The sequence below is a fragment of the Candidatus Nitronereus thalassa genome, from assembly GCF_032191465.1.
In the GTDB taxonomy this organism is placed as follows: Bacteria; Nitrospirota; Nitrospiria; order Nitrospirales; family UBA8639; genus Nitronereus; species Nitronereus thalassa.
Window position 1 is genome coordinate 977,600 of the sequence record NZ_JAQOUE010000001.1, and the last position, 17,461, is coordinate 995,060.

Sequence of the window (17,461 nt, forward strand, 5' to 3'; positions counted from 1 at the left end):
CACCCATGCCAAACATTTACAAAAGCGGCGCATTCCTCCAGCAATGCTTCTCCGTTCACCCCTTATCCCTAAGTTTCAAGATGCTGACGCTTCCAGACAAACTTGGCATTGCTTGCGTCAATTGCAAATCCCGTCATCGCCTCACTATCGGAACGATTTCTCGAATTATTGGAGATTCTGAATCGCACGAAGACGGTGCCGCCATGAGTTTGGAGACCTGTGTCACCCAACATCAAGCCGCCTTACATGTGACCGAAGTGAATGTGGATCGAGACATTATCCAATTCCGTTGCCGAGAATGTAAGGTGGGCTTTCAAACCATAATTACGCTCTACGAAACCTACCAACCTTAAAAAACGTCGCTCGTTGTTTGTATCTCGTTGCTCGCAACAATATAAAGACATGCTCAAAATTGTGAGTTACGACACACCGCCATCACCTTGATCCGAGGTCTTAAAAAATAGACAAAAAAAGAGCCGCCCCTAATGGAACGGCTCTTTTCGAAAGAACGAGGCTTGCGAGAAGGTCTTACTTGTTGGGCTGTGGCGTGAACCGAAGGTAAGGCTTCACGGCCCGGTGGCCCTTGGGAAATTTGGAGGGAATTTCTTCGTCCTTCACCGCAGGGACAATGATACAATCTTCCCCGTCCTTCCAATTGGCAGGGGTAGCCACTTGATGTTTGGCCGTCAATTGCAATGAGTCCACCACACGAAGAATTTCATCAAAATTTCTTCCAGTCGATGCTGGATAGGTAAGCGTTAGTTTCACTTTCTTGTCAGGTCCGATCACAAACACCGAACGCACCGTCATATTATCTAACGCATTGGGATGAATCATGTCATACAAATTCGCGACCGTGCGATCTGGATCAGCAATGATGGGATAACTCACCGAACAATTTTGTGTTTCATTAATATCATTAACCCAGCCTTTATGAGAATCCAGGGGATCAACACTCACCGCGAGCACTTTTACATTTCGCTTTTTAAACTCATTCGTGATTTTTGCCACCGCCCCCAACTCCGTGGTACACACCGGAGTAAAATCTTTAGGATGGGAAAATAAAATACCCCAACTATCACCAAGCCATTCATGAAATTTTATCGTTCCTGCTGTCGTTTCCGCCGTAAAATCTGGGGCCACATCGCCTAATCGAATTGCCATAATCTATTCCTCCTCATGAATTAAACTGTCGAAAAATTATAGGCCCAGAGCAGGATCAGTTCCATAATATCCCACCCTTTCGTAATTGCCGAAAAGTATACGCCTACCGCAAAAAACGAGTCAACTTGGCCAGGCCATAGAAATAATTGAAATATTTGGTACATTTTGATTTCCAGACATAAAAAAAGGGAGGCTTTTAGCCTCCCTTTTTTTCCTAATTTTTATAAACTGTCTGAATAAAACTTATCGCTCTTCTATCCCAATAGGTCAGCCAGCAGACTCTTGGGCCGCGTGAGTTTTCACAACGTTAGCAGCCTGTGGACCTTTAGCGCCTTCCACCAAATCAAATTCAACCGGTTCTCCCTCCTTCAAGGTTTTAAATCCTTCTCCTTGCAAGGCAGAATAATGAACAAATACATCCTGTTCACCGTCGACACGAATAAATCCAAATCCTTTCCGATCATTAAACCATTTGACCACTCCCGTCTTTCTTTCACTCACAGCTTCCTCCTTATTCCCGGACCTTGGAAAGTAATTTCCCCGATTACAAGCAGGCCCTAAAATAAATAAGCCGCATAAGGACTTTTCGCCCTCTGCGGCATCTTATAAAAAAGAATTCTCATTATAAAAACCAAAATAATAAAGGCACGATCTACCATAGCCACCAGAATATGTCAATAACAATACGCAATATCATTTAATCTAAAATAATTTGAGGATTTGAATACCATTTAACCCCTCCAATTTCATAATTTTTCAAAGACCACATAGACCTTTCCACGCCTCAAAAATTATCCCTGCACATTTTTCCTAGCAAAGTGGGCTTCGACATTGTCCTCAAACCCTTGAAAACGACCCGTTAATTCTACATTTACGTATATATACTGAAATCACCTCACTGCACCCTAAGCATTCTCACTCACAATTCATTCGTTCACAAACAATTTTAACTACTTGTTTTTATTATTTTTTTTATGTCCAAAACATAAAGGCATCGTTATTGCTGATCCCGGTACTGATTTAAACGAATTCAAACAAAAAATTTCCATCACAGGCCCAAAATTTTAAATGGGCAATTTTTTATTAGGCACTATAGGCAGGTTTTTCACTTAACTAAATTAATCTAGGTATAAAAACTTAATTTTTATTCCAGAAAACAAAGAAAAGATATCACCCCAAGAAGAAAACCCCATGGAGCGCATAATGAAGAGTGTTCAATCCCTGATCCGAATAACGACATTTCCAATCATACCGTTTTTACTTCTTACGAACTTTTCTTTGCTATTGGCTCCTCAAACTACATCCGGGACTACTTCAGAGACTGGGACATTAAGTTGGTCACCAAATCCTGAACCAGACTTGGCCGGATATGAAATTTTTTTTGGAGACCAACCTGGTGTTTACAACCACCCCAATTCACCCATTTCTGTTGGGAACGTGACAAACTACACCTTTCCGACCGGAACACTCTTACCAGGTATTACCTACTCTTTCGCGCTAAAAGCCAAAGACGATTCCAATAACATGAGTGGCCTCTCCCAGGAAATCACAGGTGGCCTTCCTCCGGTCATTACCTTTCCCACGATTTCAATCACATCCCCAGTGAATGGGTCCACTATTTCAGGAATTGTTCTAGTCTCTGCCAATGCGAGTGACGTTTCAGGAATTAACCATGTTCAATTCTTTTTGGATGGTAGTCCCCTAGGAGCCCCAGACACATCCGCACCGTTTGCTATTAACTGGAATACTTCGGGACTGGTAGGCACTCATACCTTAGCCGCACGAGCACGTAATAATACGGGTCAGGAAACAACCACTCCAGCCATTTTAGTTACGCTCGGTGGCCCGACGGGGTCTCCCGAGATCGCTTGGGAAGCCACCCACCAAAATACCGGGGCGTCATGGACCAACTCCAGTTGGCATGATCGCAGTTTCCGTGTCTTGCTCGACGGGGCCGCCATTACCCGCTCCGGCACCACCGTGCAACTGACCCTCCACGGCCGCTCCTCCGGAAATTACACCCTCCAGCGCGTCTCGTTGGTTCGCCGCGACGGCACCTCCCTCGATGGCGTCGATAGCTCCTTCACCCACGTCACCTTTGGCAGTTCCTGGAATGCCGGCGTCACCGTCCCCGCCGGCGACTCCATCACCAGTGATCCCATTGCCTTCGACCTTCTCGCCGGGCAGGATGTCTTTCTCTCCTTTTGGGTCCCCGCCGGCTCCCCCACCGTCTATTTCCCCGGCGGCAGCCAAACCACGGCCTGGACCATCACAGGCAACGATATCACCTCCACGATTGATTGGGAGGGCCATACCATCTCCGAAAGCAATAGCAACGTCTATGTGGCAGACACCTTGGAAGTGCTGGCCACGAATGGGCCAACGCCCTTGCCCCTGACCGTGACCCTCGCCGGCACCGGCGCCGGTACCGTCACCAGCCAGGATAGTACTCTGAGTTGTCCCGGGGGCTGCTCCCAGAACTACCCCGCAGGCACCACGGTAACTTTGACAGCCCAGGCCGCCGCCGGCTCCTCCTTTCAAGGCTGGTCCGGTGCAGGCTGCTCCGGGACCGGGTCCTGCCTCGTGACACTCCAGCAAGCAACCGTCGTCTCAGCGAATTTTGTCACCGTCTCCCCGCCCCCTGACTCGACACCACCAACCGTGGCCATCATGAATCCGGCACCCGGCGGACTGGTTTCGGGCATCGTGTCGATTGCCGCCACGGCCTCTGACAATATTGGGGTCGCCGGCGTCCGGTTTTATGTAAATAATTCTCCCCTCGGCAACGAAGACACCCAAGCGCCCTATACAATCAATTGGGACACCACTGGACTTGCTCCCAATACGTATGAACTCAAAGCTCTTGCCCGCGATGTCGCGGGTAATGAAAGTCTCTCGGGCATCGTCCCAGTTACGCTCGGTGGCCCGACGGGGTCTCCCGAGATCGCTTGGGAAGCCACCCACCAAAATACCGGGGCGTCATGGACCAACTCCAGTTGGCATGATCGCAGTTTCCGTGTCTTGCTCGACGGGGCCGCCATTACCCGCTCCGGCACCACCGTGCAACTGACCCTCCACGGCCGCTCCTCCGGAAATTACACCCTCCAGCGCGTCTCGTTGGTTCGCCGCGACGGCACCTCCCTCGATGGCGTCGATAGCTCCTTCACCCACGTCACCTTTGGCAGTTCCTGGAATGCCGGCGTCACCGTCCCCGCCGGCGACTCCATCACCAGTGATCCCATTGCCTTCGACCTTCTCGCCGGGCAGGATGTCTTTCTCTCCTTTTGGGTCCCCGCCGGCTCCCCCACCGTCTATTTCCCCGGCGGCAGCCAAACCACGGCCTGGACCATCACAGGCAACGATATCACCTCCACGATTGATTGGGAGGGCCATACCATCTCCGAAAGCAATAGCAACGTCTATGTGGCAGACACCTTGGAAGTGCTGGCCACGAATGGGCCAACGCCCTTGCCCCTGACCGTGACCCTCGCCGGCACCGGCGCCGGTACCGTCACCAGCCAGGATAGTACTCTGAGTTGTCCCGGGGGCTGCTCCCAGAACTACCCCGCAGGCACCACGGTAACTTTGACAGCCCAGGCCGCCGCCGGCTCCTCCTTTCAAGGCTGGTCCGGTGCAGGCTGCTCCGGGACCGGGTCCTGCCTCGTGACACTCCAGCAAGCAACCGTCGTCTCAGCGAATTTTGTCACCGTCTCCCCGCCCCCTGACTCGACACCACCAACCGTGGCCATCATGAATCCGGCACCCGGCGGACTGGTTTCGGGCATCGTGTCGATTGCCGCCACGGCCTCTGACAATATTGGGGTCGCCGGCGTCCGGTTTTATGTAAATAATTCTCCCCTCGGCAACGAAGACACCCAAGCGCCCTATACAATCAATTGGGACACCACTGGACTTGCTCCCAATACGTATGAACTCAAAGCTCTTGCCCGCGATGTCGCGGGTAATGAAAGTCTCTCGGGCATCGTCCCAGTTACGCTCGGTGGCCCGACGGGGTCTCCCGAGATCGCTTGGGAAGCCACCCACCAAAATACCGGGGCGTCATGGACCAACTCCAGTTGGCATGATCGCAGTTTCCGTGTCTTGCTCGACGGGGCCGCCATTACCCGCTCCGGCACCACCGTGCAACTGACCCTCCACGGCCGCTCCTCCGGAAATTACACCCTCCAGCGCGTCTCGTTGGTTCGCCGCGACGGCACCTCCCTCGATGGCGTCGATAGCTCCTTCACCCACGTCACCTTTGGCAGTTCCTGGAATGCCGGCGTCACCGTCCCCGCCGGCGACTCCATCACCAGTGATCCCATTGCCTTCGACCTTCTCGCCGGGCAGGATGTCTTTCTCTCCTTTTGGGTCCCCGCCGGCTCCCCCACCGTCTATTTCCCCGGCGGCAGCCAAACCACGGCCTGGACCATCACAGGCAACGATATCACCTCCACGATTGATTGGGAGGGCCATACCATCTCCGAAAGCAATAGCAACGTCTATGTGGCAGACACCTTGGAAGTGCTGGCCACGAATGGGCCAACGCCCTTGCCCCTGACCGTGACCCTCGCCGGCACCGGCGCCGGTACCGTCACCAGCCAGGATAGTACTCTGAGTTGTCCCGGGGGCTGCTCCCAGAACTACCCCGCAGGCACCACGGTAACTTTGACAGCCCAGGCCGCCGCCGGCTCCTCCTTTCAAGGCTGGTCCGGTGCAGGCTGCTCCGGGACCGGGTCCTGCCTCGTGACACTCCAGCAAGCAACCGTCGTCTCAGCGAATTTTGTCACCGTCTCCCCGCCCCCTGACTCGACACCACCAACCGTGGCCATCATGAATCCGGCACCCGGCGGACTGGTTTCGGGCATCGTGTCGATTGCCGCCACGGCCTCTGACAATATTGGGGTCGCCGGCGTCCGGTTTTATGTAAATAATTCTCCCCTCGGCAACGAAGACACCCAAGCGCCCTATACAATCAATTGGGACACCACTGGACTTGCTCCCAATACGTATGAACTCAAAGCTCTTGCCCGCGATGTCGCGGGTAATGAAAGTCTCTCGGGCATCGTCCCAGTTACGCTCGGTGGCCCGACGGGGTCTCCCGAGATCGCTTGGGAAGCCACCCACCAAAATACCGGGGCGTCATGGACCAACTCCAGTTGGCATGATCGCAGTTTCCGTGTCTTGCTCGACGGGGCCGCCATTACCCGCTCCGGCACCACCGTGCAACTGACCCTCCACGGCCGCTCCTCCGGAAATTACACCCTCCAGCGCGTCTCGTTGGTTCGCCGCGACGGCACCTCCCTCGATGGCGTCGATAGCTCCTTCACCCACGTCACCTTTGGCAGTTCCTGGAATGCCGGCGTCACCGTCCCCGCCGGCGACTCCATCACCAGTGATCCCATTGCCTTCGACCTTCTCGCCGGGCAGGATGTCTTTCTCTCCTTTTGGGTCCCCGCCGGCTCCCCCACCGTCTATTTCCCCGGCGGCAGCCAAACCACGGCCTGGACCATCACAGGCAACGATATCACCTCCACGATTGATTGGGAGGGCCATACCATCTCCGAAAGCAATAGCAACGTCTATGTGGCAGACACCTTGGAAGTGCTGCCCTAATTTTTAGATTGGAAATCTTGAGTTTACTAAGGAAAGAGGTAGATGGAAGCTTAGACAACGAAACCCTAAGTTGGTGGGACTATATAATCATACAAACCAAGCAGGTAACCACTAGTACTTCCCTTTATTAATGACTAGTAATTAACCGACATCAATGCTTACATCGCAAATTGTGCTTCATAAAGAAGTCGATACAATCCATCTTGATTCACAAGATCGGCATGCGTTCCTTCCTGTTCCAGACGGCCTCGATTTAAGACGAGAATACGATCAACCTGTTGAAGCGTGGAAAGCCTGTGTGCGATCACAATAGTAGTCCGACCTTGCGTCAACACATCCAAGGCTTCTCGAATTTGCACTTCGGTTTCCGTGTCAATATTTGAGGTGGCTTCATCGAAAATAACCACAGAAGGATCTTTCAGAAGCACACGCGCAATCGCAATCCGTTGTTTTTGCCCCACCGAAAGCTTAACCCCTCGTTCACCAATCCATGTGTCATACTTATCCGGCAATTCCAAGATAAAGTCATGCGCTCGGGCGGCCATCGCCACCGCCTCGATTTCAGATTGGGTTGCTTCCGGATTACTATAGGCCAGGTTCTCGCGCACTGTCCCGTTAAATAAAAAGGGTTCTTGTTGCACGAGACCAATTTGATTTCTCACAAACGTTAACGGCAAATCTCGGACATCAGTTCCTCCCAACGAAACAAACCCATCCGTTACATCATAAAACCGTAGGATCAATTTAATGAGAGTGCTTTTCCCTGCACCACTGGGTCCAACCAATGCGACCCGCTGCCCCGAAGGGATCGTGACATTAATGCCATTCAACACTGGAACATCGGGACGGTAAGCAAAACGAACATCGTTTAACTCTACCGTTCCGTTAAGTTTTCCTCGGGGAGCTTGAACGCCGGGACGATCTATGACATCTGGCTCCGTATCGAGGATATCAAAGATGCGTTCACTCGCAGCAAGCGCATGCTGCAGCAGATGATTCACCGAATGGATTTGGTTAATGGGCACATAAAACAGGGCGAGATAAGAAACAAACATCACCAATTCACCAATCGATAACCGGCCCGCAGCCACTTCGCTTGGCCCCACCCAGAGCACAAAGACCGTCCCCAAACTGCCAATGAAAATCATTCCGGGAGAATACACTGACCACAGCAGCATGGCTTTTAAAGTGCTCACATTGACTGCCTGACTTTTTTGGTCGAATCGTGCACGCTCAAAGTCGTGCCGATTAAATCCCATGGTTTCACGGATACCGGACAACGCATCTTGCAGGTAAGCACTTAAGTCCGCGGTGTTTTTTCGAATCTCATGATAATAGCCATGCACTCGCCGAGAGAACGTTACCGCCGAAATGGCCAAAATGGGAATCGGGATCAGAGCACATAAGGCAAGCTTCCAATTCAGCGTAAACAGAAGCACGGTAATCCCCACAAGAGTGAGAGTGGCCGTCAACATACTCTCTAGCCCATCAATAAAAATCCGCTCGACATGTTCAGTATCACTCATGACCCGCGACATAATCTCACCGGTTGACCGGTTTTCATAAAAGCTGATTGACAAACATTGCAGTGCATGAAAGACCTGCTGACGCAATTGAAAAATGACCCGTTGCTCAAGAATATTATTAAAACGGATCCGAAGAGAGTTCAGGAAGTTTTTCAGCCCATACGCTAATATGACCCCACCCAGTACCCACGGGAGCAATTCATTTCGCTCGGCTTGGATCACATCATCGATAATGACTTTAATCAACCACGGGGGAAGAAGATCAAAAATCGTGGTCAGCATGGCAAAGGACAGGGTGGTCAGGACTAAACCACGATGGGGACGAAGATAGCCAAGGGTACGAAAAAGAGAGTTCACGAAAGGTACGTCCGCCTATATTAAAAACACACGATTAATCTTTTCTGCGAGTTGGCAGACATGCCTCACTACACACTGAGTGATGACTTATGCCTCCCGTCTTGAGGAACAACTGAATGAAGGAACTCCGAGCTGAAAGAGGAAACTCATGAAAAGAATTTAGATCACGGTAGCCGACTCTTCCTTCCAGTACGAGTCAAACTCCTGCAATTGAGTGAGTGTTGAAAGATTGGTCATCCGATCCAGAAACACCTTACCAATCAAATGATCCATCTCATGTTGGATGCACACACCGTAAAGGCCGGTGACTTCAAAATCCAGTGCCTGGCCATGTCGATCCAACGCCTCGACGCGGATAGAGGAAGGACGAGTCACTTTTCCCCGCAGACCATCGACACTTAAGCAGCCCTCCCACATCTCCACCTGTTCGGGACCATAAAAAACAATTTTTGGATTGATCAACACGGTTTCAGGGAAACCAGACTCTCCTTCACAACCCATGACCACCAATTGTTCCGACCGTGAAACCTGTGGAGCTGCTAACCCAATGCCATCATTTTCATACATGGTTTCAAACATATCATCGATGAATTGCTGGAACGCAGACGTCATGATGACATCCGGCGAAATGGGTTTCGCAATTTTTCGCAAAACCGGATTCCCAATTTTGGCTATGGGCAACACCGCCATGATTTTCTCCTCTTCAAGAAGGTGAGTCCCTATAATCAAGACCTCACCATATTTTTTTGTGGTTTTACGATTGGCAAATTGATCGGAACACAGTACAGACGTTTAGGATATGGGTTTCTCTGATGGAGAATTTGGGGAATTTTCCCGATTTTGCAAGGCGGTCTCCCACCAGTCTTTCCATTCCAGAGCCCATTGTTTTCGCTGCTCTTGTGTTGACCCTTGCCAATCATGAGGCTTTCCCGAAAAACGTGTTAATCGCCAAAATGATTCCAGGGCAGTGACCGCCACATATCGCTCGGAATCCCCAAGCAATTGGATCAACAGAGGGGGAATTTCCGTATCGCGGACGTAGCGTGACAAAAATGCCACGGCTCGACGCATGGTATCATTTTTATCATTCACAATAGTTTGCAACGCCGGAATGGATTGAATAGGATCCAACTTCACCGACACCCGAAGAGCACGTTCACGCACTCGGGTCATCTCATCCAGATCCAGAGCCGTTTCTATTAAGTTCGGAACCGCCTCGGGAGATTTAATCATGGACAATGTTTCAATCGCATTATATCGAAGCCTCGTACCAGGAAGTTTCAGCGCCTTCACCAACACCGGCACCACTGGCTTCCCAAGATGCACAAACTCTCCCATGATATAGAGCTCTTGTTGCCCTTCCAAAAGAGGCAGCAAGGCTTCGGCGCGTTTTAATTCGGCTTCTGACAATACATCGGGAGCTGGTGTAGCCTTTGGGATTTCCGGAAATTCCGGTTCTGGTGGGGCCTCATAGGGAATTTGAACTAGAATAATTCTCCCATTGGACGAACTCTCCCACGCCAAGCCCCCCGCAGGAGCACTGAAAACTATTCCCAACACACAACTCAAAAGTACCAAAGATGGAATTTTCATTTCCAACATCTCCTCAATTTCATCGCTAGTTTCTTCACCTCCTTTAGTCTAGTGGGTAACCCTGAGACTGGTCAAGAGAGAGGACAAGAAACGTCTTGCGGGATGTGTGTGAAAAATATAAGGAATACTTTTTCCAATACTTCGAGCTTCCCACATTGCGCTTTACGTTTCCCCACATGCCAACTCAATGTACTTTGAGCTCTGTCCAAGCCCGGTCATAATATCGGATAGCCTCACCAGTATCGACCATCCACTCCATTCGATCAATCACCTCTTGGGGAGGATATACCGCAGGATTATTTCTTACAGATGGAGCAACGAGACTTTTGACCAATCGATTCGCGGATGCAAAAAGCAGTCGTTCCGAAGTGGCATGAGCGACTTCGGTCTCAATGAGATAGTCAATAAACTTCCAGGCCATCGATTTACGCGATGATGATTCCAGTACCACCAAGCAATCTGTCCAGATGGTTCCGCCTTCCTGAGGAACCACATATTGAATTGACGGGCGCTCCTGCATGGCCCGAGCCACCGGACCTCCCCAAGCATGGGCCAACACAATATCTCCCGACACCAATAGATGATCGAAAGTTTCACTCGTATACATTCTCACTAACGGTTTTTGTGCGATAAGTTTTTGTTTAGCTTGTTCAATTCGCATAGGATCCTGACTATTCAAGGAATACCCCAATGATCGCAGGGCCATTCCGAACACTTCCCGCTGATCATTGAGCATACTGATTCGCCCTTTGAACCGGGAATCCCACAAAATGTCCCAACTCCTGGGCGGTTCGTCGATCACGTCGGAATCGTATCCAATACCTACTGTGCCCCAGAAATAAGGCACGGCATATTCTTGCGCAGGGTCAAAGGGAAGTTTCTTAAGAAAGGTTTCAATAAATTGAATATTCGGAATTTTTTGGTGATCCAACTTCGCCAGCAAACCCTGGTGCGCCATGATGGAGACCATAAAATCTGAGGGAACTACCACATCATATCCCGACATTCCGCTCTGCACTTTCGCTAACAACTCTTCATTGCTACTAAAGGTATCGACCACCACCGTGATTCCGGTTTTCGCCTTAAAGCCATCGAGAAGGACTTGGTCAACATAATCTGACCAGGTAAAGTAATATAGTTTTTTCTCTATCGCGTTTTGTGAGGTTTCACTAACTGAAGAAGAATCAACAGATGGACCACATCCTGCCACGCCACCGAAAAAAATGGGAAGCGTCATGGCCAGCATACCCATTTTTCTTAATGCCATCTTGAAGAAACAGCCCACCATTCTTGATTCCTTTATTTTCGTTGCAACACCAACGACACCCCAATGAACAACATGGAAACTGTGACCAAAACCGCAGAAAGCGCATTAATTTCAGGGGTAATCCCGGTTCGCATCATAGAAAAAACTTTGAGAGGCAGAGTCGTGGCTCCAGGTCCGGTCGTAAAAAAGGTTACCACAAAATCATCCAAAGATAGGGTAAAGGCCATCAAACCTGCACCCCAAATAGCTGGACGAAGCAATGGAAAAGTGACGTAGATAAAGGCTTGCCACGGAGTTGCACCCAAATCGCGAGCGGCGGCGTCCCAGACGGGGTTAATTTTCCGAAGCCTCGCTCGCAATACCATAATCACCAAGGGCAAATTAAACACACAATGACCAATGATCACCGTGGTTAAGCCAAGGGGCCATTTGATAAGAACAAAGAACAATAATAGAGCTACGCCTAACATTATTTCTGGAATAACCAGGGGAAGCAGGAGGATTCCTTCGACTAAGGGCTGTCCCATAATTCGCCTCCGTTCCAATATCACAGCGGAGCCAATGCCCAGCATCAACGACACCAAGGTGGACACTCCTCCAATCACTAATGAATGGCGAGTGGCTAGCCACAAGGAGTGATCTCCGGCTAATTGTCGGTACCAATATAGAGAGCCACCCTCCCAAACCACAGACATTTTTGAGACATTAAAGGAAAAAACAAGAATGACCAGAATAGGGCCATATAAAAATAACAAGGTCCCTACACTCAATCCCCGAAGCCACTTCGAGCGGGAAGTCATGGTTTCCCCCAGAGTTTTTGACCTTGAAAAACCGGAACACTCACTACTAGCACCAATCCCATTAACAAAAAGGAAATGGCCGAGCCAAAGGGCCAATCCCGTACAACCAAAAACTCATGTTGAATGAGCGTCCCAAGCATCATGCTCTGCCCGCCTCCCAATAAATGAGGAGTAATAAATGCGCCCAATGATGGAATAAACACCAGGATACATCCAACGACGATACCTGGTTTTGCCAAAGGCATCACCACATAGCGAAGCACTGACCAGCGACTTGCATACAAATCAGCGGCAGCCTCCTCGAAGGAAGGGCTAATCCGTTCAATGGCGACATACAACGGCAGGATCATAAACGGTAGGTACCCGTACACTAATCCAATAAATACCGCACCATTGGTATATAACAAATCAAGTGGGACATCGATGATGTTCAAATGCAGAAGCACTGTATTGAACAAGCCTTCAGTCCTGAGCAGAAACATCCACGCATACGTGCGCACGAGGAAGTTCGTCCAAAAAGGAATCATCACCAGTATCAACAGTATCGTCTGCATTCGAGCGGACGATCTGGCCATCACCATGGCCAACGGAAATCCTGCCACCAAACAGACGAGAGTGGTCGCCCCTGCGAGGACCAATGAACGCCCATAAATATTCCAATATAAGGGGTCAGCTAGACGCTGATAATTCTCAAATGTCATCGTCCATTCAATACCCCCGTATAACCCACGAGAGGCCAAACTCACGCCAAACATGAGGAGCAAGGGAAGACAGAAAAAAACCCCCAAAACAAGGAGTGTAGGAAACAGAAGCCATGATTGTGGGCGAAAAGGAGAGATGTTCATTGTAAAGCTACTGGATTGGTCAGGTATCCATCTATAAGGAAAAGAAACTATTGTGGAAAAAGTAGTCCGTGTTGCACTCCCCAGCGAACGAATGCCTTTTCACCAGGACGAAACCGTGCTGCACGATCATCATGAACCGGTCCCTGCACGGTCCACGATACGTGGGGAGCCACAGTTATTACGTACTGCATAGCTTCGCCAAGGTAAAAAGCCTGATCAATTTGAGATTCTAGACAATTTTCACCAAATCCACATTCGTTTTTGCGAGACAACGTCAGCTGTTCTGGTCTAAGAATCATGACTGATTTTCTTCCAGCCAGGGTCCGAGAGGTGTGCGGGATCCGCATGGAGGGAAGGTCATATGATTGGAATAGACTATGACTATCATGGGTTAATATCACTTCACCTTCCAGCCTATTGGACCGACCGACGAATTCGGCTACAAACAATGAACTCGGTTGAGCATACAAATCTTCAGGCTTTCCAATTTGCATCAGTCGCCCTTCGTTCAGTACCGCGACCCGATCGGACATGAAGAGGGCCTCGGCTTGATGATGAGTCACACAAATAAAGGTGCCCCCTACTTGGGCCTGAATGTACTTCAACTCTCGTTGCATATCCTGACGAAGTTGTTGGTCGAGAGCCCCTAGCGGCTCATCCAAAAGAATCACGGCCGGGCGATTGACCAACGCTCTCGCCAATGCTACACGCTGTTGCTCCCCTCCTGATAATTCCGAAGGCAACCGCCCCCCTTTGTTCGGCAACTGAACAATATCCAACACGCTGCCAACTCTCTCTACAACCTCAGCACCCGCCACACCTTGCATGCGCAACCCGAAAGCCACGTTATCCCAAACGGTCATGTGAGGAAATAATGCATAATCCTGAAAGACCGTGTTCACCGGACGTCGATTTGGAGGCAACCCCTTCATTGATTGTCCATTGACAAAAATATCGCCTTCGTCTGGCTGTAAAAGGCCAGCAATCAATCGTAGGGTCGTAGTCTTTCCTGACCCACTGGGACCTAAAATGGAAAAGAATTCGTTATTTCGTACATCAAAGGAAAGACCATCTACCGCCAACGTATCCCCATGATGTTTCGTAAGCGCCTCGACTTGAACGATGGGATTATTATCTGAGGGCATATTTAAATTCTCGGGGTCAGCCTTCATGAGTGGGAAAAGACGGTCGATTCTAGGTTCTCAAGAAAATTTATGTCAAATCAATCACTTCTGACTGTCTTTCGTCCACTCACTTTTTGATTTTCACTCTATGGCCTTCATCCATTGACCATGATCCGAAAATCCTTCACAAGGGGTCACATTCTTTCCTCTCGAGACATGGAATGTTAAAATTAGGAAATTTTTAGGGCATCTCTAAAAACCAGGTTTTTTTGTAAGGGCAAGGAAGCCACGCGCGCAACACCGAAGTGTATAGGCGAATACATGAGGGCGCACGACACGAAGAACGCCAAGTTTGTGCCCGCCGAAGGCTGTAAGCACATGGATGACACAGCCATCAGGGAACAGGACGGTTTTTAGAGGTGCCCTTTTGAAATTGTTAGCGATTGCGAAGGAGGAACGTATGCAATTGGGGATTTTTACTCTGGGTCTTGTTCTCACAATCAGTCTGGGAACGGGAACTGGTTGGACCTATGAAGAAATTTCCGTCACTGATGGAGGAACATTAACCGGAAAAATCACGCTTAAAGGAGACGTGCCAAAACCCAAGGGATACAATTTAGTCACCTTACCCGACGCAGTGTATTGTGGTCGGATTTCCACAGGAACTGGATGGCGCCTCCTACAACCTTTTGTCATCGGTCCTGAGGGCGGATTCAAAAATGTCGTTGTCTACCTTCAAAATATCAAACAGGGAAAATCCTTCGATTATACACCACCGCTCATTGAGGCCATCGATTGTAAATTTGAGCCCTATATTAGTGTGGTTCGTGACCGCCAAGGTATTAAGGTCGTGAACAAAGACCCTGTCTTCCATGATATTCAAGGCTATGAAACCTCAAAACGTGGCGCCAGAGTTCTGTTTAACACTCCGCTGCCCATGAGTAAACGGCTGCGTCAAAAAGATTTCCTAGATGGAAAAACCGTGAAGAATCGAGCAGGGAAAGTCATAACACAACCCATCAAAATGGGAAAAGGCCGTAACTTGTTTGTCATGCAGTGTGGGTTTCATGCCTACATGGAAAGCTGGGCTTTTGTGGCTGCCAATCCCTACTATTCGCTGAGTGCCGCGGATGGATCATACTCCATCTCAAACATTCCACCTGGAACCTACAAAGTCCTCGTCTGGCACCCAATGGTAAATGAAGAATTCACAGTCACCCTCGAGGCAAAGGGAACCACGGAATTACCTATTGAAATCGATGCACCCAGGGGCCGGCTATACGCCAATGAAGTAAGTGAGGGAACGAGGTTTGGGGTAGAATTATTGGGCGAATCAACAATCAAGCCCACGGTGGAACTGCAAACCTATTAAGGAAAAATTCTCGGGAAGGAAATAATCTCCTATATTCTTGACCTTTCTACACGAATTTCTTGGTCCCGCATAAATCATTTTCAAGAAAAAAGAGGATTGCCGTAACACCAAGGCGGCAATCCCCTTCCTTTTTTGAAATACTTGTGCAAATACTCTCTAAACGCCACTTCCTATCCGACCGATTCCAAATTTCTGTTTATCTTCTGAACATCACCGGTTCATAACGTTTGAATACGGCACCGACCGATTCGATGGCATGGACCGAATCGAAGGGCTGGTAGATGGCTGAAAGAGGACTTTCCGCCATGTATTCCCTTGCGAAGCCTCGAAGCGCAAGGCTTCACCATGATTATTGGTTAATATCAGGTTGCCCGTATTATTGAAAATCGACATCAATACTCCCTCTTCCTGATTTTTGTGCCCGAGACCTATCATCGGCTCCCAATACGGGCCTTGATTTCGTACCGACATCACAGAAAAACTTTTCCCCATTCCACCTGTCACCTTGATGGCCGGCTGATTTTCCGTCCTGAAACTTAAATCAATACGATTGAGTTCATTTCGCCCCATCGAAAACATGGGCAACCCAAAAGAATCCGAACTGAGGTTAGCCACGACCTCATTTTTTTGATTGTATAAGGTAAGGTGCTTTACTGAAATTGAATCGGCAACCAAATTCCGTTGAGACTCTTCAGCCTCCACATTCACTCCCGCGATCACCAAATGAAACATGGCCGCACCAACAAAACCACCAATCAAAGAAAGGGCAGGAACACCAAAATTTCGACGTCTCATAATCGGCTCTCCTTTAGGTTTCCGACAACAATAATTCTACTTCTTTCGGTAACCCCCTGCCGATTCTTGCAAACTTTGACATCAACCCATTTTCAAGTCATTGTATCTTTGATAATTGAATGCTACCGAGGGACTTTACAGAAAGAACTCTATTCAGGGCACAAACTGGCTATACAAGGAACCTATTCCCTAAAATGTGGCATAAGTTCTTGACTAAGATAGAGATCAGCAACCATGGCTAACAAAGAACATCTTTCCATTCTTAAACAAGGGCAGCAGGCCTGGGAGCAGTTTCGGAAAGAACATCCTTCAATCCATCCTGATCTCTCGAGTGCCAATCTTACGGGGTGGAACTTGATAGGTTTTGATTTCTCTGCCGCTAATTTGGCGGATGCCAACCTGAGCCAAGCCAATCTCACCAAAGCCGTTTTGATCGGTGCTAATTTAGCCGAGGCCAATTTATTCGGAATCGACCTGACTCAGGCAATACTCAAACAAGCAAACTTGAATGAAGTTGACGCCGAACATCTTACGGCCACTAACGCTGATTTTACCCATGCGACTTTAGTCAAATCGGACTTATCAAAAGGCAACCTCAATGGAGCCAACTTTTCTAATGCCAACCTGCATTTGACGAATTTTCAAGGCGCTACCCTAAAACTTGCCTCCCTTCAAAACACCAAGCTTCGAGAGGCAAACATAAATAATGCGACATTGTCCGATGCAGACTTGCTTGGCGCTGATCTCGGACAATCTTCTTTAATTAACGCCAATCTGAAGGGAGCTAATCTCGCAGACACATCTTTAGTTCAAACTAATCTTCAGGGTTGCTGCCTAGAACACGTCAAAAACCTTTCCGAAGAGCGATTGGCCAAAGCAAAAACTCTTATCCAAGCCACCATGGAATCTTGTTTGCATGAACGAATGGCCGAAAAATATCCAAGACTTTTTGGGAATTGACTATTCAACCTTTCCGGAGAATTTTTGGGCTTCTCTTCCATGGGC

The 17,461-nt window shown here is 49.1% G+C and carries 14 protein-coding genes; 4 read left to right on the forward strand and 10 right to left on the reverse strand.

Going from position 1 to position 17,461, the window contains the following annotated elements; all coding sequences use genetic code 11:
- Positions 1-5 precede the first annotated feature (5 nt).
- Positions 6-353, forward strand: coding sequence for a hypothetical protein (locus PPG34_RS04510; RefSeq protein ID WP_313831948.1), 348 nt, complete (start codon positions 6-8; stop codon positions 351-353).
- Between the two features lie 175 nt (positions 354-528).
- On the opposite strand, the gene PPG34_RS04515 is transcribed toward PPG34_RS04510, so the two are convergent.
- Both PPG34_RS04515 and PPG34_RS04520 read right to left on the reverse strand, forming a co-directional pair.
- Positions 529-1,164 carry a peroxiredoxin gene (locus PPG34_RS04515; RefSeq protein WP_313831949.1) on the reverse strand — a complete coding sequence of 212 codons (636 nt, stop codon included), beginning with the start codon at positions 1,162-1,164 and terminating at the stop codon, positions 529-531.
- 267 nt (positions 1,165-1,431) lie between these two features.
- Complete coding sequence (locus PPG34_RS04520) at positions 1,432-1,665, reverse strand: cold shock domain-containing protein (RefSeq protein ID WP_313831950.1); 234 nt, start codon at positions 1,663-1,665, stop codon at positions 1,432-1,434.
- A gap of 702 nt (positions 1,666-2,367) precedes the next feature.
- Here PPG34_RS04520 and PPG34_RS04525 point away from each other — a divergent pair.
- Positions 2,368-6,777 carry an Ig-like domain-containing protein gene (locus tag PPG34_RS04525; RefSeq protein WP_313831951.1) on the forward strand — a complete coding sequence of 1,470 codons (4,410 nt, stop codon included), beginning with the start codon at positions 2,368-2,370 and terminating at the stop codon, positions 6,775-6,777.
- A gap of 158 nt (positions 6,778-6,935) precedes the next feature.
- Here the strand turns inward: PPG34_RS04525 and PPG34_RS04530 are convergent, their stop codons facing one another.
- From PPG34_RS04530 to PPG34_RS04560, 7 genes are all read right to left on the reverse strand, one after another.
- Entirely contained in the window at positions 6,936-8,660 is a 1,725-nt protein-coding gene (locus PPG34_RS04530) for an ABC transporter ATP-binding protein (RefSeq protein ID WP_313831952.1), read from the reverse strand.
- 159 nt (positions 8,661-8,819) lie between these two features.
- Positions 8,820-9,350: a peptide deformylase gene (gene def / locus PPG34_RS04535; protein ID WP_313831953.1), complete on the reverse strand. Its 531-nt coding sequence runs from the start codon at positions 9,348-9,350 to the stop codon at positions 8,820-8,822.
- 102 nt (positions 9,351-9,452) lie between these two features.
- Complete coding sequence (locus PPG34_RS04540; RefSeq protein ID WP_313831954.1) at positions 9,453-10,253, reverse strand: HEAT repeat domain-containing protein; 801 nt, start codon at positions 10,251-10,253, stop codon at positions 9,453-9,455.
- Between the two features lie 184 nt (positions 10,254-10,437).
- Positions 10,438-11,541, reverse strand: coding sequence for a polyamine ABC transporter substrate-binding protein (locus PPG34_RS04545; RefSeq protein WP_313831955.1), 1,104 nt, complete (start codon positions 11,539-11,541; stop codon positions 10,438-10,440).
- A gap of 11 nt (positions 11,542-11,552) precedes the next feature.
- Entirely contained in the window at positions 11,553-12,320 is a 768-nt protein-coding gene (locus PPG34_RS04550) for an ABC transporter permease (RefSeq protein ID WP_313831956.1), read from the reverse strand.
- Complete coding sequence (locus PPG34_RS04555; RefSeq protein ID WP_313831957.1) at positions 12,317-13,165, reverse strand: ABC transporter permease; 849 nt, start codon at positions 13,163-13,165, stop codon at positions 12,317-12,319. Before PPG34_RS04555 ends, PPG34_RS04550 begins: the two co-directional genes overlap by 4 nt.
- A 47-nt stretch (positions 13,166-13,212) precedes the next feature.
- Complete coding sequence (locus PPG34_RS04560) at positions 13,213-14,310, reverse strand: ABC transporter ATP-binding protein (protein WP_313831958.1); 1,098 nt, start codon at positions 14,308-14,310, stop codon at positions 13,213-13,215.
- A gap of 439 nt (positions 14,311-14,749) precedes the next feature.
- Between PPG34_RS04560 and PPG34_RS04565 the strand changes: the two genes are divergently transcribed.
- Positions 14,750-15,661, forward strand: a complete 912-nt coding sequence (locus PPG34_RS04565; RefSeq protein ID WP_313831959.1) for a peptidase associated/transthyretin-like domain-containing protein — start codon at positions 14,750-14,752, stop codon at positions 15,659-15,661.
- A gap of 210 nt (positions 15,662-15,871) precedes the next feature.
- On the opposite strand, the gene PPG34_RS04570 is transcribed toward PPG34_RS04565, so the two are convergent.
- Positions 15,872-16,456: a hypothetical protein gene (locus tag PPG34_RS04570; RefSeq protein ID WP_313831960.1), complete on the reverse strand. Its 585-nt coding sequence runs from the start codon at positions 16,454-16,456 to the stop codon at positions 15,872-15,874.
- 234 nt (positions 16,457-16,690) lie between these two features.
- Between PPG34_RS04570 and PPG34_RS04575 the strand changes: the two genes are divergently transcribed.
- Positions 16,691-17,416, forward strand: coding sequence for a pentapeptide repeat-containing protein (locus PPG34_RS04575; protein ID WP_313831961.1), 726 nt, complete (start codon positions 16,691-16,693; stop codon positions 17,414-17,416).
- Positions 17,417-17,461 lie beyond the last annotated feature (45 nt).